This window comes from Promicromonospora thailandica (genome assembly GCF_024171955.1).
Classification (GTDB): Bacteria; Actinomycetota; Actinomycetes; order Actinomycetales; family Cellulomonadaceae; genus Promicromonospora; species Promicromonospora thailandica.
In genome coordinates this window covers 12,949-35,364 of the sequence record NZ_JAMTCS010000016.1, presented here as the reverse complement: position 1 = coordinate 35,364, position 22,416 = coordinate 12,949, and the positions used below count along the sequence as shown (strand labels likewise).

The 22,416-nt window shown below is 73.8% G+C and carries 20 protein-coding genes; 5 read left to right on the top strand and 15 right to left on the bottom strand.

The features are described 5' to 3' along the window. Position 1: 1 nt before the first annotated feature. Together sufB and APR03_RS22795 are read right to left on the bottom strand one after the other, a co-directional pair. The gene (sufB, locus tag APR03_RS22800; protein ID WP_253839516.1) at positions 2-1,438 is read right to left on the bottom strand and encodes a Fe-S cluster assembly protein SufB; all 1,437 of its coding nucleotides are present in this window, start codon (positions 1,436-1,438) and stop codon (positions 2-4) included. Further along, positions 1,438-2,211: a helix-turn-helix transcriptional regulator gene (locus APR03_RS22795; protein ID WP_253839514.1), complete on the bottom strand. Its 774-nt coding sequence runs from the start codon at positions 2,209-2,211 to the stop codon at positions 1,438-1,440. Before APR03_RS22795 ends, sufB begins: the two co-directional genes overlap by 1 nt. A gap of 196 nt (positions 2,212-2,407) precedes the next feature. Here APR03_RS22795 and APR03_RS22790 point away from each other — a divergent pair, with 196 nt between their 5' ends. The 3 genes from APR03_RS22790 (at position 2,408) to APR03_RS22780 (ending at position 5,505) form a co-directional block, all read left to right on the top strand. Continuing rightward, positions 2,408-3,412, top strand: a complete 1,005-nt coding sequence (locus APR03_RS22790) for an ABC transporter ATP-binding protein (protein WP_253839512.1) — start codon at positions 2,408-2,410, stop codon at positions 3,410-3,412. Further along, positions 3,409-4,167: an ABC transporter permease gene (locus APR03_RS22785; RefSeq protein ID WP_253839511.1), complete on the top strand. Its 759-nt coding sequence runs from the start codon at positions 3,409-3,411 to the stop codon at positions 4,165-4,167. Before APR03_RS22790 ends, APR03_RS22785 begins: the two co-directional genes overlap by 4 nt. Before the next feature lie 123 nt (positions 4,168-4,290). Next, entirely contained in the window at positions 4,291-5,505 is a 1,215-nt protein-coding gene (locus APR03_RS22780) for a S8 family peptidase (protein ID WP_308216535.1), read from the top strand. 87 nt (positions 5,506-5,592) lie between these two features. Here APR03_RS22780 and APR03_RS22775 read toward each other — a convergent pair whose 3' ends face one another. Next, the gene (locus APR03_RS22775; protein WP_253839510.1) at positions 5,593-6,177 is read right to left on the bottom strand and encodes a TetR/AcrR family transcriptional regulator; all 585 of its coding nucleotides are present in this window, start codon (positions 6,175-6,177) and stop codon (positions 5,593-5,595) included. A gap of 80 nt (positions 6,178-6,257) precedes the next feature. On the opposite strand from APR03_RS22775, the gene APR03_RS22770 reads away from it, so the two are divergent. Together APR03_RS22770 and APR03_RS22765 are read left to right on the top strand one after the other, a co-directional pair. After that, entirely contained in the window at positions 6,258-6,983 is a 726-nt protein-coding gene (locus APR03_RS22770) for an SDR family oxidoreductase (protein ID WP_253839509.1), read from the top strand. 79 nt (positions 6,984-7,062) lie between these two features. Further along, a complete protein-coding gene (locus APR03_RS22765) occupies positions 7,063-7,989 on the top strand; it encodes a COX15/CtaA family protein (protein WP_253839508.1) in 927 nt (308 codons plus the stop codon). A gap of 1 nt (position 7,990) precedes the next feature. Here APR03_RS22765 and APR03_RS22760 read toward each other — a convergent pair whose 3' ends face one another. The 12 genes from APR03_RS22760 to APR03_RS22705 all read right to left on the bottom strand — a co-directional run bounded on the left by APR03_RS22760 (position 7,991) and on the right by APR03_RS22705 (position 22,412). Continuing rightward, entirely contained in the window at positions 7,991-9,163 is a 1,173-nt protein-coding gene (locus APR03_RS22760) for an FAD-dependent monooxygenase (protein WP_253839507.1), read from the bottom strand. A gap of 129 nt (positions 9,164-9,292) precedes the next feature. Beyond that, complete coding sequence (locus APR03_RS22755) at positions 9,293-10,273, bottom strand: hypothetical protein (RefSeq protein ID WP_253839506.1); 981 nt, start codon at positions 10,271-10,273, stop codon at positions 9,293-9,295. A gap of 63 nt (positions 10,274-10,336) precedes the next feature. Further along, entirely contained in the window at positions 10,337-11,077 is a 741-nt protein-coding gene (locus APR03_RS22750; protein WP_253839504.1) for a DUF4230 domain-containing protein, read from the bottom strand. Between the two features lie 101 nt (positions 11,078-11,178). Further along, positions 11,179-11,847: an NUDIX domain-containing protein gene (locus APR03_RS22745; RefSeq protein WP_253839502.1), complete on the bottom strand. Its 669-nt coding sequence runs from the start codon at positions 11,845-11,847 to the stop codon at positions 11,179-11,181. Beyond that, positions 11,844-13,520, bottom strand: a complete 1,677-nt coding sequence (gene pyrG / locus APR03_RS22740; protein WP_253839500.1) for a CTP synthase — start codon at positions 13,518-13,520, stop codon at positions 11,844-11,846. Before pyrG ends, APR03_RS22745 begins: the two co-directional genes overlap by 4 nt. 127 nt (positions 13,521-13,647) lie before the next feature. Next, complete coding sequence (murJ, locus tag APR03_RS22735; protein ID WP_253839498.1) at positions 13,648-15,393, bottom strand: murein biosynthesis integral membrane protein MurJ; 1,746 nt, start codon at positions 15,391-15,393, stop codon at positions 13,648-13,650. Next, positions 15,390-16,322 (bottom strand): hypothetical protein, encoded by a 933-nt coding sequence (locus APR03_RS22730; protein WP_253839497.1) that lies wholly within the window; start codon positions 16,320-16,322, stop codon positions 15,390-15,392. Before APR03_RS22730 ends, murJ begins: the two co-directional genes overlap by 4 nt. Positions 16,323-16,390: 68 nt before the next feature. Next, complete coding sequence (locus tag APR03_RS22725) at positions 16,391-17,362, bottom strand: copper transporter (RefSeq protein WP_253839496.1); 972 nt, start codon at positions 17,360-17,362, stop codon at positions 16,391-16,393. Between the two features lie 90 nt (positions 17,363-17,452). Further along, complete coding sequence (gene steA, locus APR03_RS22720; protein ID WP_253839495.1) at positions 17,453-18,676, bottom strand: putative cytokinetic ring protein SteA; 1,224 nt, start codon at positions 18,674-18,676, stop codon at positions 17,453-17,455. A gap of 5 nt (positions 18,677-18,681) precedes the next feature. Then, positions 18,682-20,433 carry a DNA repair protein RecN gene (gene recN, locus APR03_RS22715; protein ID WP_253839494.1) on the bottom strand — a complete coding sequence of 584 codons (1,752 nt, stop codon included), beginning with the start codon at positions 20,431-20,433 and terminating at the stop codon, positions 18,682-18,684. Positions 20,434-20,451: 18 nt separating this feature from the next. Then, positions 20,452-21,432, bottom strand: a complete 981-nt coding sequence (locus tag APR03_RS22710) for an NAD kinase (RefSeq protein ID WP_253839492.1) — start codon at positions 21,430-21,432, stop codon at positions 20,452-20,454. Beyond that, on the bottom strand, positions 21,429-22,412 hold the full coding sequence (locus APR03_RS22705; protein WP_308216534.1) for a TlyA family RNA methyltransferase: 984 nt from the start codon (positions 22,410-22,412) through the stop codon (positions 21,429-21,431). The genes APR03_RS22710 and APR03_RS22705 overlap by 4 nt, the downstream gene beginning before the upstream one ends. Positions 22,413-22,416: the final 4 nt, after the last annotated feature.

The window sequence follows — 22,416 nt, the reverse complement described above, 5'->3', positions numbered from 1 at the left end:
GTCAGCCGACGGACCCTTCCATCTGCAGCTCGATGAGGCGGTTGAGCTCGAGTGCGTACTCCATGGGCAGCTCGCGCGCGATGGGCTCGACGAACCCGCGCACGATCATGGCCATGGCCTCGGTCTCCTCCAGGCCTCGGGACATGAGGTAGAACAGCTGGTCCTCGCTCACCCGCGAGACCGTGGCCTCGTGACCCATGGACACGTCGTCCTCGCGGACGTCGACGTACGGGTAGGTGTCGCTGCGGGAGATCTGGTCCACCAGCAGCGCGTCGCAGAGGACGTTGGACGCGGAGTGGGAGGCGCCCTCGAGCACCTGCACCAGCCCGCGGTAGGACGTGCGGCCGCCGCCGCGCGCCACGGACTTGCTGACGATCGACGACGACGTGTTGGGCGCCGCGTGGACCATCTTCGCGCCGGCGTCCTGGTGCTGGCCCTCGCCCGCGAAGGCGATGGACAGGGTCTCGCCGCGGGCGTGCTCGCCCAGCAGGTAGATCGCCGGGTACTTCATGGTGACCTTCGAGCCGATGTTGCCGTCGACCCACTCCATGGTGGCGCCCTCGGCGGCCGTGGCCCGCTTGGTCACGAGGTTGTACACGTTGTTCGACCAGTTCTGGATGGTCGTGTAGCGCACGCGGGCGTTCTTCTTGACGACGATCTCGACGACCGCGGAGTGCAGCGAGTCGGACGAGTAGATCGGCGCGGTGCAGCCCTCGACGTAGTGCACGTACGAGCCCTCGTCCGCGATGATCAGCGTGCGCTCGAACTGGCCCATGTTCTCGGTGTTGATCCGGAAGTAGGCCTGCAGCGGGATCTCCACGTGCACGCCCGGCGGCACGTAGACGAACGAGCCGCCCGACCAGACGGCCGAGTTCAGCGCGGCGAACTTGTTGTCGCCCGACGGGATGACCGTGCCGAAGTACTCCTGGAAGAGCTCCGGGTAGTCGCGCAGGCCCGTGTCGGTGTCGACGAAGATGACGCCCTGCTCCTCCAGGTCCTCACGGATCTGGTGGTAGACGACCTCGGACTCGTACTGCGCCGCGACACCGGCCACGAGGCGCTGCTTCTCCGCCTCGGGGATGCCGAGCTTGTCGTACGTGGCCTTGATGTCCTCGGGCAGCTCGTCCCAGGAGGTGGCCTGCTTCTCCGTGGAGCGCACGAAGTACTTGATCTTGTCGAAGTCGATGCCCGACAGGTCCGAGCCCCAGTTCGGCATCGGCTTCTTGCCGAACAGGCGCAGGGCCTTGAGGCGCTGGTTCAGCATCCACTCGGGCTCCTTCTTGAGCGCCGAGATGTTGCGGACCACGTCCTCGTTGAGGCCACGCTGCGCGATGGCACCGGCTTCGTCGGAGTCGTGCCAGCCGTACTCGTAGGCTCCGATGCTGGCGATGATCTCGTCGTCGGAGCGCTGCTCTGGCGCTTGCGTTTCTGCGCTCATCACATTCCTTCGGTGGGGGTCGTGGCGGGGTTCGTGGTCAGGTGCACGGGGACGGGGATGTTCGTGGTGCAGGCGTGCGCGCCGCCCGCGATGGTCGCGAGCCGCTGCACGTGCGAGCCCAGCAGCTGCGAGAACGCGAGGGCCTCCTGCTCGCACAGCTCGGGGAACTCCTCGGCCACGTGCTGGACCGGGCAGTGCCCCTGGCAGAGCTGGACGGCGGGCGCCACGACGCCGGCCCCCGGGCCGGTGACGGGTGCCGGGACGGGCCGCACCGAGGCGGCGAAACCGTCCGCCGACAGGAGCTGGACGAGCTGCGCGGCCCGGCCCTGCGCCGTGTCGGCCGTGAGGTGCGGCGCGTAGCTGCGGGCGACGGCGTCGAACCGCTGCCGGGCGAAGCCGGCCACGGCCTCGCTGCCGCCGGTCTCCCGCAGGAAGCGCAGCACCTGGCGCGCGATCTCCTGGTAGCCGCCCGCGAGCTCCGACTGGCCGCCGCTCGTGACGACGTACCGGCGGGCCGGACGGCCGCGACGGGGCGCACCGGTCGGCGAGGCCTCGTGGACGGCGATCTTCCCGTCCTCCTCCAGGAGCGTCAGGTGCCTGCGCACCGCGGGCGCCGTCAGGTGCAGCTCCGCGGCCAGCGCGCCGGCCGTGACGGGGCCGCGCGAGGCGACGAGCTCGAGCACGCGGCGACGCGTGGTGCCGTCGGTCTCGTGGCTCACCGGTACCTGGACCTCTACCTGAGCCGGTACCTGAGCCGATACGTCGGCGCTCATGCCTGTCACCTCCCCCGCCGGATCCGGGGCAGACCTCACCCCGCGGACGCGCCCTCGCGAGCACTCGTGCTTTTGAGAACATCCTTGTTCCCTAATTCGAGATGCGCAAGGAAGGCGACCCTCACCAGGGCCCGATCGCGACACATCTCACACGCCTGGCACACGTCCTGGCCGCACCGCCGCCTACGATTGTGCGGTGCCCCTGTCCGACGCGCCCGCGCGCCCCCGCACCGCGAGCGCCGCCCCCGACGACGCAGCCCCCGACGCGGACGACGCCGCCGTCCGGGTGCGCGGTCTGGTCAAGCGCTACGACGGCCGCGCCGTCGTCGACGGGCTGGACCTGACCGCCGCGCAGGGCGCCGTCACCGCCGTCCTGGGCCCCAACGGGGCGGGCAAGACCACCACGATCGAGTGCTGCGAGGGCCTGCGCTCCCCCGACGGCGGCACGGTGCGCGTGCTGGGCCTGGACCCCGTCGCCGACGCCCGCCGGCTGCGCCCCCGTGTCGGCGTCATGCTGCAGGACGGCGGCCTGCCCACCGGCGTGCGCGCCCTGGAGCTGCTGCGCCACGTCGCCGCCATGTACGCCGCCCCCCGCCCGGTGGACGAGCTCGCCGAGCGCCTCGGCCTGCACGGGTTCGCGCGCACCACGGTGCGGCGCCTGTCGGGCGGGCAGCGGCAGCGGGTGGCGCTCGCCGCGGCGGTCGTAGGGCGGCCGGAGGTCGTGTTCCTGGACGAGCCGAGCGCGGGCATGGACCCGCAGAGCCGCCGCGCGGTCTGGGACCTGGTGCGCGAGCTGCGGGCCGACGGCGTGGCGATCGTGCTCACGACCCATCTCATGGACGAGGCGGCCGACCTGGCCGACCACGTGCACGTCGTGGACCACGGGCGCGTGATCGCGTCCGGCAGCGTCCGCGAGCTGACCTCCGCGGACGGCGCGGGCCCGGGCTCGGTCCGCGTCGAGGCGGCGCCGGGCCTGGACGTGACGACGCTGGTCGAGGCGCTGGCCGAGCCCGGCGCGGACTGGACCGCGGCCGAGCCGGAGCCCGGTGTCTACACGGTGACCGGTCCGGTGAGCCCCGCGGCGGTGGCCGCCGTGACCGGCTGGCTGGCGGAGCGGGGCGTGCTGGCACGGTCGGTCACCACGGGCAGCCGCACGCTCGAGGACGTGTTCCTCGACCTCACGGGGAGGAACCTGCGATGAGCGCCGCACCGGCCGCCGCGCCCGTGGTCCGGCGGGTCGCCGCCCAGGCCTCGTTCGAGACGCGTGCCATCCTGCGCAACGGCGAGCAGCTCCTGGTGACGATCGTGCTGCCCGTGCTGGTGCTGTTCGCGCTGGTCCGCACGTCGTTCGTCGACCTGGGCACGAACGGCTTCTCGCGCGTCGACCTCGTGACCCCGGGCGTGCTCGCGCTGGCGGTCATGTCGACGGCGTTCACGTCGCAGGCGATCGCCACCGCGTTCGACCGCCGCAACGGCGTGCTGCGCCTGATGGCCACCACGCCCCTGGGCCGGTCCGGGCTGCTGGCGGGCAAGGTGCTCGGCGTGCTGACGGTCGAGGTGGTGCAGGTGGCCGTCATCTGCGGCGTGGCGGTGGCGCTGGGCTGGCGGCCGGAGCTGGGGGCGCTGCCCGCCGTCGTCGGCACGGTGCTGCTGGGTACCGCGGCGTTCACCGCGCTGGCGCTGCTGCTCGCCGGGACGCTGCGCGCCGAGGGTGTGCTCGCGGTGGCCAACCTCGTGCTGGTGCTGCTCACGGTGGGCGGCGGCGTGCTGCTGCCCGCGCAGCAGCTGGCCGGCCCGCTCGCGCACGTGGCGGTGCTGCTGCCGTCGGGTGCGCTGGGCGAGGCGATGCGCGGGGCGCTGCTGCACGGCGCCGTGCCGCCGTTCTCGGTGGTCGTGCTGCTGGCCTGGACGGCGGCCCTGGGCGCGGGCGCCGCGCGCCTGTTCCGCTGGCACTGACGCCTGACTACGGGTCCCCAGGGGGTTCCGCGCATACCCGGGTGGTATGACCTTTTCGTGAGGTAGTCGGGTGAAATTTACCCATTTAGGGTTCACTTCACCTACATTCCCCAGGGAGGCAGCGTGACTTCCACTCACAGCAACCGCCGTCGGCTGATCGTCGGTGCCGGCATCGCGATCGCCCTCGCCGCGGCGCCCGGCGCCGCGGCCATGGCCACGGCGGCGCCGGACGAGGCACCCGCACCCGCCGCGGGCGCTCTGGTCGAGGACTCGTACATCGTGGTCCTCAAGGACGGCGACGTCGGCAAGGCCCAGGTCCGCAGCACGGCGAGCAGCCTGGTCCAGGAGTACGGCGGCGAGGTGCGCCACTCGTACACCAACGCGGTGCGCGGCTTCTCGGCGTCCATGTCCGAGAAGCAGGCCGAGCGCCTCGCGCAGGACCCGTCGGTCGCGTACGTCGAGCAGAACCGTGTCGTGACGGCGACGGACACGCAGGCGCCGGTGCCCTCCTGGGGTCTGGACCGCATCGACCAGGAGAGCCTGCCGCTCGACGACTCGTACACGTACGGGGCCTCAGGCAGCGGCGTGACGGCGTACATCGTCGACACGGGCATCCTGACCACGCACGAGGACTTCGGCGGCCGCGCCGTCAGCGGCACCGACACGGTGGACGGCGACGACGACGCGACCGACTGCGCCGGGCACGGCACCCACGTCGCGGGCACCGTCGGCGGCTCGGCGTACGGTGTCGCCAAGGACGTCTCGCTCGTCGCGGTCCGCGTGCTCGACTGCAACGGCTCCGGCACCTACGACGGCGTCATCGCCGGCATCGACTGGGTGACCGCCGACCACGAGGCCGGCGAGCCGGCCGTGGCCAACATGTCGCTCGGCGGCGGCTTCTCGCAGGCCGTGAACGACGCCGTGTCCGCGGCCGTCGCGGACGGCGTCACGTTCGCCCTCGCGGCGGGCAACGACTACGCGGCCGACGCGTGCGGCGGCTCGCCGGGCTCCACCCCGGAGGCGCTCACGGTCGGCGCCACGGAGGAGGACGACGCCCGCGCGCCGTACTCCAACATCGGCAGCTGCGTGGACATCTTCGCCCCCGGCAGCGGCATCACGTCGGCCTGGCACACCGGTGACAGCGACACCAACACCATCAGCGGCACCTCGATGGCCACGCCGCACGTGGCGGGCGCCGCGGCGCTCGTGCTGAGCGGCAACCCGGCCGCGACCCCGGCCGAGGTCGGCGACGCGCTGACCGGTGCGGCGCTCGAGGGCGTCGTGTCCGACCCGGGCACGGGCTCGCCGAACCTGCTGCTGAACGTCAGCGGCCTCTGACCGACCCGCTCGACAGAACCGCACACGGAGGGACCCCGGCAGCCTGCCGGGGTCCCTCCGCCGTCCGCGGGTCCCGGGGCGCGGCGCTCAGACGAAGAAGCCCGCCGTCGCCCGCTCGACGCGCCTGCGCGCGGCCTCCTGATCGTCCCCGAACCGGTCCACGCCCCACGACAGCGTGGTGGCCAGCTCGAACACCTCGTCACGGGTGACCCCGTCGACCGCGTCGCCCGACGCCTTCGCGGCGTCCAGCAGCACGCCCGTCTGCACCAGCACGGGGTTGCACGCGGAGTACAGCGGCGACTCCGGGTCGTCGTAAGCCGTCGCCACGCAGTACGGCAGGTCGTGCCAGATGCGCAGCTGCCACGTCAGGCGCACCAGCCACTCCACGAGCGCCTCCCGGGGCGGGCGGGCGTGCGCCAGCTCGTCGCCGTCGGCGAGCGCCTGGGCGATGGTGCCCTCCATCACGGCCGCGAGCAGGTCGTCGCGGGTGGGGAAGTTGCGGTAGAGCGTCGCGTTGCCCACCCCGGCCCGCAGGGCGATGCCGTCGAGGGACGCGAGCACGCCCTCGGTCTCGAACGTCTCGCGCGCGGCGCTCAGGATCGCGTCGCGGTTGCGCTGCGCGTCGGCCCGCAGGGGTCGCGACGCCGGGCCGGCACCTCGGGCAGCGGGCATGGCGAAGCCTCCTTGACAAAAGTGGGGACAGTCCCCACATACTGATCCGGGGACATTCCCCACATGATCGAGGAGTATAGATGAACCAGTCACTCGACGGCCGGACCGTCCTCGTCACGGGGGCGAACGGAGGCCTCGGGCAGCAGTTCGTGCGACAGGCGCTCGAGCGCGGGGCCCGTGCGGTGTACGCCACCACCCGCACGCCGCGGGAGTGGGACGACGCGCGGATCCGGCCGCTGGCCCTCGACCTCACGGTGCCCGACGACGCCGATCGTGCGGCGGCCGCCGCACCCGACGTGGACCTGCTGGTCAACAACGCGGGGATCGCGCTGCCCGGCGAGTACCTCACCGGACCCGAGGAGGAGCTGCGCCAGACCTTCGAGACCAACTTCTTCGGCACGCTGCGGCTCGCGAAGGCGTTCGCCCCGGTGCTCGCGGCCAACGGGGGCGGCACCATCCTCAACATCCTGTCCGCCGCGGCCTGGACCCCCGTCCCGACCGCCTACGGGGCCTCGAAGGCGGCGATGTGGTCGGCGACCAACGGGCTGCGTAACCTGCTGCGGCCGCAGGGCACCCACGTCATGGGCCTGCTCGTCGGCATGGTCGACACCCCGATGGGCGCACGCTGGGACGTGCCGAAGGTCAGCCCGGAGAGCGTCGTCACGCAGGCCTACGACGGGATCGCGGAGGGCCTGCCCGAGGTGCTCGCCGACGAGCCGTCCCGCGACCTGAGGTCGCGCATGGGCCAGCCGGCCGAGGTGCTCTACCCCTGGCTGGACGAGCAGGTCGCCTCGTTCGCACCCTGACGGCGCCGCCCGGCCCGCGCGGGCGCAGATCACACCCCGCGCGGGGCGGGGCACCGCCGTCGGGCACTACCGTGGTGCCGTGACCGCAACCGCCGCCCCTGCCTCCTGGTCCACCGCGCTCGCCGGGCGCGTCGACCGGTTCCGCTCCTGGACCCGCGCGGTCCTGGTCGCGAACCTGATCGGCCAGATCGGCATCATCGGCACCGGCGGCGCCGTGCGTCTCACCGACTCCGGCCTGGGCTGCTCCACATGGCCCCAGTGCGAGCCCGGCAGCTTCACGCCGCAGTTCCACGCGGCCACGACGCTGCACCCCTACATCGAGTTCGGGAACCGCACGCTGACCGGTGTGCTCGGGCTGATCGGCGTGCTGCTGGCGGTGCTCGTGTGGACCGACCTGCAGCGATCCCTCTCGTACCGCGTGCTCGGCTTCGTGCCGATCGTCGCCGTCCTGGCGCAGGCGGTCATCGGCGGCGTCGTGGTGCTGCTCGACCTGCACCCGGGCTGGGTCTCCCTGCACTTCGGCGTCTCCGCCGCGCTGGTGGCGGCGTCGCTGTACATCCTGCACCGGCACGACGAGGGCGACGGCGCCCCCGTCCGCGTCGTCGGCCCGCGGACCCGCACCCTGGCCTGGTTGCTGGCGGGCCTGACCGCCGTCGTCGTCGTGCTCGGCGTGCTCACCACGGGCGCGGGCCCGCACAGCGGCGACTCCGAGGTGGGCTACCGCTTCGCCGTCGACCCGGCGCTCCTGACGAAGTGGCACGCCGCCGCCGTGTGGGCGTTCCTCGCCGCGCTCGTCACCTTCCTGGTGACCACGCGCCGCGCCCCCGCCCCGGTGCGCCGCGCCACGCTGCTCCTGCTCGTCATCACCCTGGCCCAGGGCCTGATCGGCTACGTGCAGTACTTCACCGACCTACCGGAGCTCCTGGTGGGGCTGCACATGGTCGGGGCCGCCGCGCTCATCGCAGGTACCACGCGGGTGTGGCTCACGACGCGCGAGCGCGCCTGAGTCACCGCACCGGCAGCGCCGGCGGGGTCCAGCTCGCGAACCGGGACATGCCGTCGAGCATGACCCGCGCAGGCAGCGCGCGCAGCGCCGCGTTGCGCAGGCCCACCAGCAGCGGGTTGCGCAGCTGCTCGCCCACCCGGGCGCTCGCCCAGGCCGCGCGCAGCACGCCGGACGTCCGGGGGCCGCGCACGCGGTCGTAGGCGGCGAGCCCGTCGATCACGTCGCCCGTACCCGAGACCGACGCCGCCAGCACCACGGCGTCCTCGATGCCCTGGCAGCCACCCTGGCCCACGTTCGGCGGCATGGCGTGCGCGGCGTCACCGGCCAGCGCCACCCGGCCACGAGCCATCCGCGGGACCGGGCGGGCGAACCCGTACAGGTCGAGCTGCTGCGCCTGCTCCGGCGCGGTCGCGGCCAGCACCTGCGGTACGGGTGCGTGCCAGCCGGCGAACGCCGAGCGCGCGGCCGCCAGGTCCGCCACGGGGTCCCCCGTGGGCCGGCCCGCCGGCCCGACCTGCGTCGCGTACCAGTACAGGCGCCCGTCGCCGAGCGGGATCAGACCCACCTCGCCGCCCGGACCCCAGGTCTGCGACATCTCGGTGATCCCGGGGTTGTCGAGCACGGCCAGCCAGGTCGTGGACCCGACGTAGACCGGCTCCGCGGCGTCCGGGGCGACCGCGGCCCGCAGGAGCGACCGGACGCCGTCCGCCGCGACCACGAGGTCGGCGCTGACCGTGGAACCGTCCTCGAGCGTGACGACGGCGGGGCGGTCGGCGGCACCCGGGTCGACGGAGACCGCCGCGGCGCCGTAGGTGACCGCGGTGTCGCCGAGGCCGCCCAGCAACGCCTCCTGGAGCCGCGGGCGGTGGAAGGCGATGGCGACGGTGCCGAGCCGGGCCGCGATCTGCTCGGGCGACACGTGCACGAGGGCGCGGCCCGCGCCGTCCCGCAGCGACCCGGGGTAGGCGCGCTCCCCGATGGCGCGCACCGCGTCCCCCACGCCCGCGGCGTCGAGCCCGCGCAGCGCGTTGGCCAGCAGCACGATCCCTGCACCCGTGGTCCGCGGTTCGGGCGAGCGTTCCAGCACCCGCACGTCCCATCCGCACCGCAGGAGCGCGTTCGCCGCGGTCAGTCCCGCGATCCCGGCTCCGACGACGACCGCGCTCCCGCTCATGGCTCTCCTCGATGACGCGTCCGACCTACGACGACCGTAGTCCTCCACATGGTGCCGCAGACCCCCGGACGTGTCAGACCCTCAGGCCACCGGAGTGACCTGAGGGTCCGCCACGTCGTCGGGGGTGGGTCAGACCTCCGGGGTCCAGAGGTCCTCGCCGTTCGGGGGCGTGCCGACGGCGCCGACGCCCGCGGGGACCGGCTCGGGCAGCTCGCCCAGCGCACGCTGCGCCACGGCACCCGAGGAGAAGTTGGCGTAGCACTCCGGGCAGTACCAGTCCGGCGTCGGCACCGGGGTGTCGAAGCCGCCGTACACGACGTCCGGCTCGAGCCGCGCCGCGTCCGCGGACTGGCCCCACACGATCCGCTTCGTGGCGCCACGCTGACCGCACGACGGGCACGCCGGACGCATCTGCGCCCGCTGCGACAGCACGGGGTGCGGGTGCAGCAGCGCGTGGCACGGCGCGCACACGAGGAACGTCTGCTCGATGAGCTCCGCCAGGGGGCGCTCGCCGGTCTGGCCGGTGTGGGCGCCGTCGTCGTGCGGACGCAGCTGCATGACGTCGACGAACCGCTCGCACGAGGCGCAGCGCTCCTCGCGGCGCAGGTCGACGCCCGCCACCTGCTTGTGCCCCAGCAGGCGCAGCACGTGCAGGTTGGGCGAGAGCTCGTCGGTCTCGCAGTTGCCGGCGTCGAGCGTGCCCGTGGCGCCGTGCTTGTACTGGTGCGCGATGCCGTCGAGCACGAGGCGCGCGTGCTCCTGCGGCAGCCAGCCGGACGAGCGGGCGTAGGCGGCGGCGCCGTTGAAGAGGTCGTCCCAGACCACGGGCTTGTCCGGGCCGAAGACCTCGTCGCTGACCCAGTCCTCGCCCTGGCTCGCGCCCATGAGCTCGACCGCGGCGACGATGCCCGGCTCGGAGCCCACGACGGTGACGACGACGTCACCGCGCTGCGGGCCGTCGGCGCCGCCCGGCAGGCGGTGCTCGTGGCTCCGGCTCGCGATCGCGACCGCCTCGCCCAGCCAGTCCTCGGACCAGTTGAGGTAGACGGACGGAACGAGCCAGGCCGGGAGGGACGAAACGTTGGGAAGCATGTCGGGTTCGCTGGTCACGCGGGGAGAATAGCGCAGCCCGGTGACGGCGTTATGACACGCCCGGTGAGCGATCCGGGGTCCTTACCCGAACTCGACCACGACCTTGTCGAACCCCGACGCGGACAACATCGCCTCGAGGGTCGACGTGGTGTTCGCGCGGGCACGACCGGCCAGGTCGGAGCCCGCCGCGGCGTCCGAGATCTGGTCCTGCGCCACGGCGAGCGCCTCCTGGCGGGCGTCGGTGTCGGACTCGAAGAGATCACCCACGCGGTCCACGAGCCCGCGGTCCTCGGTGAGGGCGCGGCTGGCGTCGAGGTCGATGCGGGGCTCGGCGAGCTCGGGCTCGGGCAGCGTCACCGTGACGGTCGTGCCGTCGTCCGAGATCTCGATCGCATCCTCGTCGAGGTCCGTGAAGTCGACGTACGCGTCGACCGAGCCGTTCACGACGAGCACCATCCGCTCCCCCGCCAGCCAGCCCGGCACGTACCGGACGTCGCGCTCCAGGTCGACGAGCACCTCGTACTGCGCCTCGGCGGCCACGAACCGGGCCAGGTCCCTGATGCTCAGCAGCACGGGTGTCTCCGAACGGTCCACCTGGCTGGTCGTGAACGGGTTCAGCCCCTCGACGACCACCCGCCAGAACGCGTCCCGGAACTCCTCGCGGAGCGCCGACAGCACGCCCAGCACCAGGCCGGCGGCCAGCGCGAGGCCCAGGACGAACCCGATGACGCCCGCGAGCGGGCCCGGCATCCGCCGGCGCGGGGCTGCACCGTCCGGCGCGGTCTCGTGCGCGGCGCGGGTGTCTGCCTCGGTGTCGGTCATCGGAGCGCCCCCTTCGGAGATACCGGACATATCTCGCTAACGGGAAACGCTACAGCGACCCACTGACACTCGCCCGCCCGGCGGCGGGGCGTCACCAGGGCTCAGTTCTTGCGGTACTCCCACGGGGAGTCCACCGGGCGCAGGGTCTCCCAGTCCGACGCGCGACCGATCGCCGCCGCCAGCACGCCCGCGATCGTCGCCGCGTTGTGCAGGCGGCCCGAGAGCGCGAGCGCCGCGGCCTCCTCCAGCGGCACCGGCACCACGACCATGTCGGCCTCCTCGGCCTCGCGCACGTGGCGCTCGTCGTCGGGCACAGGGGTGAGGCCGCGGGCCAGGTAGACGCGCACCGCCTCGTTGCTGCCGCCCGGCGTGGGCAGCAGGTCCAGGAGCACGTCCCAGGTGGCGGCGTTCATGTCCGCCTCCTCGGCCAGCTCCCGGGCGGCGGCCACGTGCGGGTCCTCGCCGTCCAGGTCGAGCAGGCCGGCCGGCGCCTCCCAGAGGAAGGCGCCGACGGGGTGCCGGTACTGGCGCAGGAGCAGCACGTCGCCGTCGTCGGTGAGCGCCACCACGACCACCGCGCCGGGGTGGTCCACGTACTCGCGGCGGACGATGCCGCCCGCCTCGCCGAGGTCGACCTCGTCGGAGACCATGTCGACCACGAAGCCCTGGAACGGCACGTCGAGCCGCCGCGCGGGGCGGGGGTCGATGACGTCGGCGACCTCGTCCGCGCTGAGCTCCGAGCCGACGTCGGGGCCGGTGTCGGTGCTCATGCGGACTGCTTCTCGAGCGCCGCGGCGATCAGGCCCGCGAACAGCGGGTGCGCGCGCGTCGGCCGCGACTTGAACTCGGGGTGCGCCTGCGTCGAGACGAAGTACGGGTGCGTCTCGGCAGGCAGCTCCACGAACTCGACGAGCGACGAGTCGGGCGACGTGCCGGAGATCAGCAGGCCCGCCTCCTCCAGCTCGCCACGGAAGGCGTTGTTGACCTCGTACCGGTGGCGGTGCCGCTCGGTGACCTTCTCGCTGCCGTACGCCTTGGCGACCACGGAGCCGGCCGTCAGCGACGCCTCGTAGGCGCCCAGGCGCATCGTGCCGCCCAGGTCGCCCTCACCCTCGACGATCGACTTCTGCTCGGCCATGGTGGCGACGACGGGGTGGCTGCTGTCCGGGTGGAACTCGGTGGACGACGCGTCCGCCCAGCCCAGCACGTTGCGCGCGTACTCGATCACCATGGACTGCAGACCCAGGCAGATGCCGAGCGTGGGCACGAGGTTCTCGCGCGACCAGCGCAGTGCGCCGACCTTGCCGTCGATGCCGCGCACGCCGAAGCCACCGGGGACCAGCACGGCGTCGACACCCTCCAGCGAGGCCTGGGCCCCCTCGGGCGTCTGGCAGTCGTCGGCCGCGACCCAGCGGATCGCCACCTTCGCGTCGTTGGCGAAGCCACCCGCGCGCAGCGCCTCGGTCACGGACAGGTAGGCGTCGGGCAGATCGATGTACTTGCCGACCAGCGCGACCTCGACGTTGTGCTCGGGCTCGTGCACGCGCTCCAGCAGGCGGCTCCAGCCGTCCCAGTCGACGTCGTGGAACGGCATGCCGAGGCGGCGCACCACGTAGGCGTCCAGGCCCTCGGCGTGGATGACGCGCGGGATGTCGTAGATCGACGGCGCGTCGGCGCAGTTGATGACCGCCTCGTTGTCGACGTCGCACATGAGCGCGATCTTGCGCTTGATGCCCTCGGGCACCACGCGGTCGGAGCGCAGCACGATGGCGTCCGGCTGGATGCCGATGGAGCGCAGCGCGGCCACGGAGTGCTGCGTCGGCTTCGTCTTCAGCTCACCCGACGGACCGATGTACGGCACGAGGGAGACGTGCAGGAAGAACACGTTGTCGCGGCCGAGCTCGTGGCGCACCTGGCGGGCGGACTCCAGGAACGGCTGCGACTCGATGTCGCCGACGGTGCCACCGATCTCGGTGATGATGACGTCGACGTCGTCCGAGGCCTGCTCGCGCATGCGGAACTTGATCTCGTCGGTGATGTGCGGGATCACCTGCACGGTGTCGCCCAGGTACTCGCCGCGCCGCTCCTTGGCGATGACGCGGGAGTACACCTGGCCGGTCGTCACGTTGGACGACGCGGGCAGCTCGACGTCCAGGAACCGCTCGTAGTGGCCGATGTCCAGGTCGGTCTCCGCGCCGTCCTCGGTGACGAAGACCTCACCGTGCTGGAACGGGTTCATGGTGCCGGGATCCACGTTGAGGTAGGGATCCAGCTTCTGCATGGTGACGCTGAGGCCACGCGAGCGGAGAAGGCGGCCGAGTGACGACGCCGTCAGCCCCTTGCCGAGAGAGGACGCCACACCACCGGTGACGAAGATGTGCTTGGTCGGCGTCGAGGCGCCGGACCGATGACGGGACTGGAGACTGCTTCGGTGTTCGACCACGGAACTCCATCCTATCCGAGGTATGGCGTGCCGGTGGTGTAACCGTCGGCACACGTGCCCACCAGGTGGGCGTCGTCGGTTCGGTCCCGTCGAGTGTGCTCCTGTCCGTGCCCGAACGCTCGCTAAGTCAGCCCCTGCGGGAGAACTTCCTGGCCGCCGCCCGGGCGGAGCCCCGCAGGTCGCGGTCCAGCAGCACCGCCACCGCCAGCGCGACCAGCGCGGCGAGCAGCCCGACACCGAGGCCGAGGCCGAGATTCGTGGCGAACGCGACACCGTCGAGCTCGACCTCGGGGCGACCGGTGGACGCATCGGCCGAGAACCAGCCGCGCCCGGCGGACCCGAGGGACGTGAGGTACAGACCGGCGGCCGACCCCACGGACGTTGCGACCACCAGCGCGCCCAGCGCGCGCCACACGCCGCTCAGCGCGTCGGGCCCCAGGTGCCTGCGCACGGCCAGCAGGAGCCCCAACCCCGCCACGACCATGCCCGCCGTGCCCACGGCGCCCAGCACGGCCATGACCTCGGTGCGCAGCAGGTCGGGCGCGCACAGCAGCGCGTTGCAGCCACCGCCCTGCGACCGGCCCGCGAACAGCAGCGGCGTCAGCGCGGCCCCGAGCGCCGCGACGCCCCACCCGCTCGCCGTCGCGACGACGGCGGCCCGCCCGTGGTCCACGGCGTACAGGGCGCGGGACAGGTGCAGGATGAGCGCGAACCCGACCAGACCGGGGGCGAGCGCGACCAGGCCGGCCGCCATCCCCGGCGCGTCGCCGAGCACGATGAGGTCGAAGACGCGCTCCACGAACGGCGCGGCCGCGACCAGCGCGGCCACGCCCAGCGACGTCACGAGCAGCAGCGTGCGGGTCGTGCGGGCCACCAGGGCGCGCAGCTCGTCCAGGCGCCCGGCCGAGGCGTGCTCCGCGAAGTGCGGGAAGGCGCTCGTCGCGATGGGGAACGCGAGCACCGCGTACGGCAGCAGGTACACCTGCTGCGCGTAGAGGTACACCGACAGCGTGCCGTCGCCGCCCGCGGCGTTGGCCGCGCGCAGCGTGAGGAAGACCGAAAGCTGCTGCGCCACCAGAGCGCCCACCCCCGCGAACGCCAGGCGCGCGGCCCGGGACCCCTCGCCGGCCGGGAAGCGCAGCGTGGGCCGCAGGCGCAGCCCCGTGCGCCACACCGGCACCACCAGCGGCAGCGCCAGGAACAGCACGCCCACGGTGGTGCCCCACGCCAGCCAGGTGAGCGCCTGCCCCGAGAGCGCGGCCACCTCCCGCTGGTCGCCGTGCGCCAGGCCGCCGAACACCGCGTAGACCACGATGACCACGAGGCTGGAGACCAGCGGCGCGAACGTGGGCCAGAAGAACCGCTTGTGCGCCTGCAGGATGCCGCCCAGCACCACGGCCAGCCCGTACAGCGGAACCTGCACCGCGAAGACGCGCAGGAAGCTCGTCGCGACGTCCACGTGCACGGGGTCGTCGAGCCCCGTCAGCCCGATGACCGGGCGGGCCAGCAGCGCCATGAGGCCCGCCAGCGGTACGAGCACGACGAGCGTCCAGCCCAGCAGCGCCGACGCGCTCCGGGAGGCCTGCTCCCGCGCGGCCGCGGCGTCCTGCGTCCCCTCCGCGCCCGAGGCCACCAGGGCGCGGCCCAGCGGGCCGGCCAGCAGCGGCACGACGGCGCCCGCGAGGGCACCGCCCGCCGCGACCTCGAACAGCAGGTTCGGCAGCTGGTTCGCGGAGTTGAAGACCGTCCCGACGCCGTCGGACCCGAGCCATGCGCCCTGTGCGAGCCAGCGGCCGAAGCCGACGATGCGGCTGGCGAGCGTGACGACCGTGACGAGCAGCGCGGCGCTCGCCAGCGTGGAGAACCTGCTCACGCGCCCGGGGAGGCCAGGGGGTCGGAGGCGGCGGTCGAGCGGACGCCGGTGCCGGCGTCGGAGGCGGGGGCCGCGGTGGCCGGTGCGTCCGCAGGCCGCCGGCCCAGCATGTCGACCCGGTTGAGCCACTCGTTGCCCGCGATGACCTTGGAGAAGCTCACCTTCTCCGAGGCCGCCATGAGGCCGACGATGCCGGCCAGGGCCGCCCACCGGACGGCGCGGGGCGCGCCGAACGCGACCCGGCTGCCCACGAGGGCGCCCAGCGCGTTGGCGCCGCCGTCGCCGAGCATGTCCCGCTCCCCCAGGTCGCCGGGCGCGGCGCCGGCCGCGGCCCCGAGCACGGCGCCCGTGGCGCCCGCCCCGCCCGCGACGGCGGGCAGGCTCGCGACCACGCCGGCCTTGAGGGCGCGACCGGGGCGCAGGTCGAACAGGTTGACGAGGTTGGCGGTGCCGCCGATCAGCGCACCGTTCAGGCCGATGTCGACCAGGTGCCCGAAGGCCGTGCGCGCCGTCCGGGGCGTGCCCGCGGCCGAGGCCAGGAGCGCCGACCCGGAGATGCCGAGGATCTTCAGCCCGCCGGTCGTCAGGCGGCCCTGCCGGAGCGCGCCGAGGTGACCGCGGAAGCCCTTGGTGCGCTCGGACGTGTCCTCGGTGAGGTCGTCGACCAGGCCGAAGGCCCCCGCGGCCGCCGTGGCGAACGCCTTCGCCCCCGGAGCGGTCCCGCCGCTCACGGCGGCGCCTGCGACGAGCCCGGCCGTGACGGCAGGCCCCTCCAGCAGGCTGATCGGCTCGCCGCGATGGTTGGTGCGTGTCCAGGTCGAGGCCCCGCCGAGACCTCCGGCGGCCACCTTCTCGTCGAGCGTGCGGCGCGTGAGCACCGTCGCGGCTGCGGCGACGACGCCGGCCACGATGAACCTGCCTGCCCCCATGACTACCCCTCGGTCGGTTTCGGTTGTCTGACGGTCGCGGCCCGCCGGCCGCGGTGACTGCGGTGGTGCTAGGGAGCGGCGGGCGGGAGCACCGCCGTCGCGTCGTCCTCGAGCCCGTACTGGCCCACCACGCCGTCCAGCCGCGCGGCGATCGCGAGCGGCACGGTGATGCGGCCCGTGAGCCGGCTGAGGCCGCTCACGGTGCTGACCTCGGCCGCGATGGCCTCGTCGTCGCGCACGGCCTGCACCGCGTCGCCCGGGTCCTCGGTCGGTCCGGCGAGCACCGCGGCGCCCGAGACCTGCTGCACCGCGCGCGTCACGGCGGTCCAGGTGTCCGGGGCGGGCTCGGCCTCCTCGGTGGACCCGTCGGCCGTCTGCTGCGGCTGTCCGGCCGGGCCCACCAGCAGCAGCACCGCCTGCGCGGCCTCGGTCTGCTCCTCGCCCGCCTCGACGAACCCGAAGCGCTCGAGCTGTGCCTCGAGGTCGACCGCCTGGGCGCTGCGCTGCGTGCCGCCGGCGTCGCCCTCGCCACCCTCGCTGCCGGTGAGCGCGAGCGCCAGGGCCGTGCCGAGCGTGGCGCCCGCGTCCTCCTCCTCGGGGGCGTTGTCACCGAGGTTGGCGCGCAGGCCGTCGGCCACGGTCTCGCGGGACGACTCCTCGTCCGGGTCCGTCCACGCCTCGGTGAGCGTCGAGGTGGACACCACGGCGGCGCCGGCGGCGTCGAGCTGTGCCCGCACGCCGTCGCGCACGTCGTCGGAGACGTCGCCGAGCTCCACGACCGCGATCCGGTCGCCCTCGAGCGAACCGGGCACGAGCTGCGTGCTCACCGCCTCGATGAAGCGCTCGTCGCCGTCCAGGGCGGTCTGCGTGGCGTCCAGCTCGGTGCGCAGGTCGGTGCGCTCGGCGCGCAGCGCGTCCACCTGCTCGGTCAGGGTCTCCCCGATCGCCCCCTGCAGGGGTCCGGCACCGAGGATGATGCCGACCGCCAGGGCCAGGAAGACGGAGATGAGCGAGACGAGGTGGTATCGGAAGTCGATCACGGTACGGAGAGGTCCTTAGGCATGTTCCGGGCAGTCGGCGCCCGGCAGAGGTCGGGGCGGCAGGCGGTCAGGAGCGAGCTCCGGTCCGCCTCAGCCGCCGAAGAGGTGGCTGATCCAGGACACGAGATCGTCGAAACGTGCGCCGATCAGGCCGAAGGAGGTCTGGCCCGCCGACGTCGAGGCGAGCGCCGCGAGCACCGCCGCGACCCCTGCCCCCGACAGCAGCGTGAGCTGGATGTTGGAGATCCGCGTACGGTACAGGCGCGAGACGCCCTTGGCATCCACGAGCTTGCCCCCGACGCGCAGCCGGGTGAGGAACGTCGAGGCCATGCCCGCGCGGCCCTTGTCGAGGAACTCGACGAGCGTGGCGTGCGTGCCGACGGCGACGATGAGCTCGGCACCCTTGTCGTCCGCCAGGAGCATCGTGATGTCCTCGCTGGTGCCCGTCGCCGGGAAGACCACGGGGTCCACGCCGAGCGAGCGCACGCGCTCCAGGCCCGGCGCCTTGCCGTCGCGGTAGGCGTGCACCACGATCTCGGCGCCGCAGGCCAGGGCGCGGTCGGACACGGAGTCCATGTCGCCCACGATCATGTCGGGCTGCCAGCCCGCGTCGAGGATCGCGTCGGCGCCGCCGTCCACCCCGATCAGGACGGGCCGGTTCTCCCGGATGTAGGACCGCAGCAGCGCGAGGTCCTCCCGGTAGTGGTACCCGCGCACCACGATCAGCACGTGCCGGCCCTCGATGGGCGTGCGGATGTCGGGCACGCCCACGCCGTCGAGCAGGAGGTCCCGCTCCCGGCGCAGGTAGGTCATGGTGTTCTCGGCGAACCGCTCGATCTCGGCCGACAGCCCCTCGCGGGCGGCCGTCATGCTCGCGGCCACGGTCCGTTCCGTCTGGTACGTGCCGCAGGCCACGACCTCGCCGCCGACGACGACGTCGCCGCCCCGGATCTCGATGTCCGCGTGCTCCTCGATGGCCATGACCGACGGACCGAGGTCGTCCACCAGCACGATCCCGGCCTCGACCAGGATGCCGGGGCCCGTGTTGGGGTACCGGCCCGAGATCGAGGGGGCGGCGTTCAGGACGGCGACGGGCGCCGCGGCCACGAGCGCGTCGGCGGCGACACGGTCGATGTCCACGTGGTCGATCACCGCGACGTCGCCCGCGTTGAGCCGGGACGTGAGCTCCTTCGTGCGGGCTCCGATCCGGGCAGGTCCGTGCACGGCCGCCTCGGACGAGGCCGTGCCGGGGTCGTCGCCGCTCTTGGAGGCGCCCTTGTCGGCGCGCTTGTCGGGTCGGGAGATCAGCTTCATCCGGACTATCGTCCCACGACCGAGGACTCGAGGAGCTCCAGCGCATGGGTACGCGCCGTCTCCGAGTCGTCCTGGCCGGACAGCATGCGCGCCAGCTCCCGCACGCGGGCGTCGGCGGTGACCTCCCGCACGCCCGTAACCGTGATCATTCCGTCATCTGCGGCGTCGCCGCCGTCGCCGTCGGAGCTCTTGGTGACCACCAGGTGCGCGTCCGCGAACGCGGCGACCTGCGCCAGGTGCGTCACCACGACCACCTGCGTGCTCCGGCCGAGCTGCGCCAGCCGGCGACCCACCTCGACGGCCGCCCGGCCGCCGACGCCCGCGTCCACCTCGTCGAACACGAAGGTGCTGCGCGGGGTGTCCGCGGTCCGCTCCGCGGCGGCGCCGCCCGACGTCGCCAGCGCCACCTCCAGCGCGAGCATCACGCGCGAGAGCTCACCGCCGGACGCGCCCTTGCCGAGCGGCCGCTCGGGTGCGCCCGGGTGCGGCACGAGCAGGAACGTCACCTGGTCGGCGCCGAACGGGCCGGGCTCCTCCAGCGGCTGCACCGAGACCACCAGGTGGGCGCCGCCCATCGCGAGGCCGTGCAGCTCGTGGGTGACGGCCTCGGCCAGCTCGGTCGCCCCGCGCGTGCGCTCGGCGGTCAGGATCTCCGCCAGCCGGGCCAGCTCGCCGTCCAGCTCCGCCACGCGGGCGCGCATCGAGGTGAGGCGGTCGCCGCCGTCGTCCAGGTCGAGCAGGCGCAGGCCGGCGTCGCTGGCCCACTGCAGCACCTCGTCGATGGTCTCGCCGTAGGAGCGGGTCAGGGCGTTCAGCTCCGCCATGCGGTTGTGGGCCGTCTCCAGCCCCGCGGGGTCGGCCTGCAGGTCGTCGACGTAGGCGGCCACGTCGGTCGCCACGTCGGACAGCAGGTAGCCCACCTCGGCGAACCGGGTGGCCAGGGCGCCGAGCGCCGCGTCGGAGTGCGCGGCGGACTCCAGGGCGCGCCGCGCCCGCTCCACGAGGGCGATCGCGTTCTCCCGCGCCCCGTCCGCGTCCTCGCCCGCCACGGCCTCGTGCGCCTCGGTGGCCGCCGTGCGCAGGCCCTCGGCGTTCGACAGCCGCTCGATCAGCGCCTGCAGCTCGGCGTCCTCGCCGGACTGCGGGTCCACGCGCTCGATCTCCTCCAGGCCGATGCGGAGCAGCTCGACCTCGCGCGCCCGTTCGGCGCCGCGCGCCTCCAGGTCGGCGATCTCGGCCAGCAGGCCGCCACGCTCGGTCCACGCCGCGCGGTAGGACGCCAGCACCCGCTGGTGGGCCGGGCCCACGAACGTGTCCAGCGCGTCCCGCTGCTTGGCCGCCGTGCGCAGCCGGAGCTGGTCCGCCTGGCCGTGCACCGTGAAGAGGTCCTCGGCGATCTCGGCGAGCACGCCCTGCGGCACGGCGCGGCCGCCCAGGTGCGCGCGCGAGCGGCCGTCGGCGATGGTGCGCAGGATGACGACGGTGCCGTCGTCCTCCACCTCGCCGCCCGCCTCGTCGACCCGCTCCAGCACCGCGTCACGGCCGGAGACCCGTACGCGGCCCTCGACGGCGGCCGACGCCGCACCCGGGCGCACCGACTGCGGGTCCGCCTTGGCGCCCATGAGCAGGTTGAGCCCCGTGAGCACCATCGTCTTGCCCGCGCCCGTCTCACCCGTGATGACGGTCAGGCCGTCCGACAGGGGTACCCGGGCCGAGCGGATGACGCCCAGGTTCTCGATAGCGATCTCCTCGAGCACCTGACTCCTTAGGTCTGCTTAGGTCTCTGCGGGGTTGTCCGGTCCCGTGTTCGATCCCGTGTTCGAATCCGATGTCGGGTCAGACCGTACATCCTGCGCCTCGGCGTGCGCCGAACCGACACGATCGCGCCAGCCCGAGACGGGCAGGTTGAACTTCGACACGAGACGGTCGGCGAACGGCGCGGTCGACAACCGTGCGAGCCGCACCGTACCGCCCTGGCGCACCACCACGCGAGAACCGCGGGGCAGCCGGATCTCGCGACGGCCGTCGCACGTGAGCACGCCCTCGACCGTCGACTGCGGCAGCACGTCCACCGTGTACCGCGAACGCGGACCGATCACGAGCGGCCGGGCGAACAGCGCGTGCGCCGACAGCGGCACCATGAGCACGGCGTCGACGTCGGGCCAGATCACCGGACCGCCGCCCGAGAAGGCGTGCGCCGTGGACCCCGTGGCCGTCGACATCACCACGCCGTCGCACCCGAAGGACAGCAGCGGCCGGCCGTCGACGCCGATCGCCACCTCCAGCATGCGGTCGCGCGACGCCTTCTCCACGGTGGCCTCGTTCAGCGCCCAGCCCACCACGGGCTCGGCCGTGCCGGGCAGGTGCACGGTCACGTCGACCGTCGCGCGCTCCTCGACCTCGTAGTCCCGGGCCGCGAGGCGCTGCACGGCGGCGCGCAGGTCCTCGCGCTCCGACTCCGCCAGGAAGCCCACGTGCCCGAGGTTCACGCCGAGCAGCGGCACGTCCGTGCCACGCGTCAGCTCCGCGGCGCGCAGGATGGTGCCGTCACCGCCCAGCACCATCACGACCTCGGCGTTGTGCACGCCCTCGGCGACCCGCTTGGCCGCCATGTGGTCGCCGAACTCCTCGGCCAGCGCGTCGTCGTGCAGCGTGTACTCGAACCCCGCCGTCTTCAGCTCGCGCAGGGCCTCGGCCAGCGCCGCGACCGCCTGCGGGCGGCCGCCATGGGTCACGATCAGCACACGCCTCGTCACGGCTCCCGCTCCTCTCGCTCGGACGCCCCCAGGGCGTCACGTCCCGCTCCTGCACCTGCACCTGCACCTGCACCGACGACGACGGCCGGCGGCTCGGGCGGGTGCCCGGGCCGGGCGGCGGGCTCGCCGCCGGACGGGTCCCACGCCACCGCCGCCGCTACGGCGCCGGCCACTGCCTGCTCCCCGTTCCCGGCCTCCTGGCTGGTCCCAGCCTCGCCCGCCACCAGCCAGAGGAAGAACTCGCGGTTGCCGCTGGGCCCGGGCAGCGGGCTCGGCACCACCGCGCGCGTCCGCAGACCCGCACGCCCCGCGGCCTCGGCCACGGTGCGCACCGCCGCGGCCTGGAGCGCCGGGTCACGCACCACGCCGCCGCTGCCGAGCCGCTCGCGCCCCACCTCGAACTGCGGCTTGACCATGAGCAGCGCCTGCGCGCCAGGGCGCACGACGGTCGCGACCGCCGGCAGCACCACCGTCAGGGAGATGAACGAGAGGTCGGCGACCACGAGGTCCGGGGGCCGGACGAGGTCGGCGGGCGTCAGGTCGCGCACGTTGAAGCCCTCGACCACCGTCACCCGGTCGTCCGCGCGCAGCGCGGGCACGAGCTGGTCGTGCCCCACGTCGATCGCGACGACGTGGTCGGCGCCGCGGCGCAGCAGCACGTCGGTGAACCCGCCGGTGGACGCGCCGAGGTCGGCGCAGAACGAGCCCTCCACCCGCGGCCCGCCCGGCACCCGGGCCAGCGCGTCGAGCGCGCCGGCCAGCTTCAGGGCGGCGCGGGACGCGAACTCGTGCTCCGGGTCCGGTCCGGGCGAGACCGACACGTCGGCGCCGTCGGCCACACCGGCCGAGGGCTTGGTCACCACCCGGCCCGCGACCATGACCCGGCCCGACGCGACGAGCTCGGCGGCATGCCGGCGCGACCGGGCCAGGCCGCGACGCACCAGCTCCGCGTCCACCCGCGCGCCCGCTGTCGTGGTCACCACC

Excerpts from the sequence above, each read along its gene's own strand:
- APR03_RS22795 (WP_253839514.1), bottom strand. The coding sequence starts at position 2,211 with ATGAGCGCCGACGTATCGGCTCAGGTACCGGCTCAGGTAGAGGTCCAG.
- APR03_RS22760 (WP_253839507.1), bottom strand. The coding sequence starts at position 9,163 with ATGAGCGGGAGCGCGGTCGTCGTCGGAGCCGGGATCGCGGGACTGACC.
- APR03_RS22770 (WP_253839509.1), top strand. The coding sequence starts at position 6,258 with ATGAACCAGTCACTCGACGGCCGGACCGTCCTCGTCACGGGGGCGAAC.
- APR03_RS22730 (WP_253839497.1), bottom strand. The coding sequence starts at position 16,322 with ATGGGGGCAGGCAGGTTCATCGTGGCCGGCGTCGTCGCCGCAGCCGCG.
- sufB (WP_253839516.1), bottom strand. The coding sequence starts at position 1,438 with ATGAGCGCAGAAACGCAAGCGCCAGAGCAGCGCTCCGACGACGAGATC.
- steA (WP_253839495.1), bottom strand. The coding sequence starts at position 18,676 with ATGAAGCTGATCTCCCGACCCGACAAGCGCGCCGACAAGGGCGCCTCC.
- APR03_RS22750 (WP_253839504.1), bottom strand. The coding sequence starts at position 11,077 with ATGACCGACACCGAGGCAGACACCCGCGCCGCGCACGAGACCGCGCCG.
- APR03_RS22785 (WP_253839511.1), top strand. The coding sequence starts at position 3,409 with ATGAGCGCCGCACCGGCCGCCGCGCCCGTGGTCCGGCGGGTCGCCGCC.
- APR03_RS22745 (WP_253839502.1), bottom strand. The coding sequence starts at position 11,847 with ATGAGCACCGACACCGGCCCCGACGTCGGCTCGGAGCTCAGCGCGGAC.
- APR03_RS22775 (WP_253839510.1), bottom strand. The coding sequence starts at position 6,177 with ATGCCCGCTGCCCGAGGTGCCGGCCCGGCGTCGCGACCCCTGCGGGCC.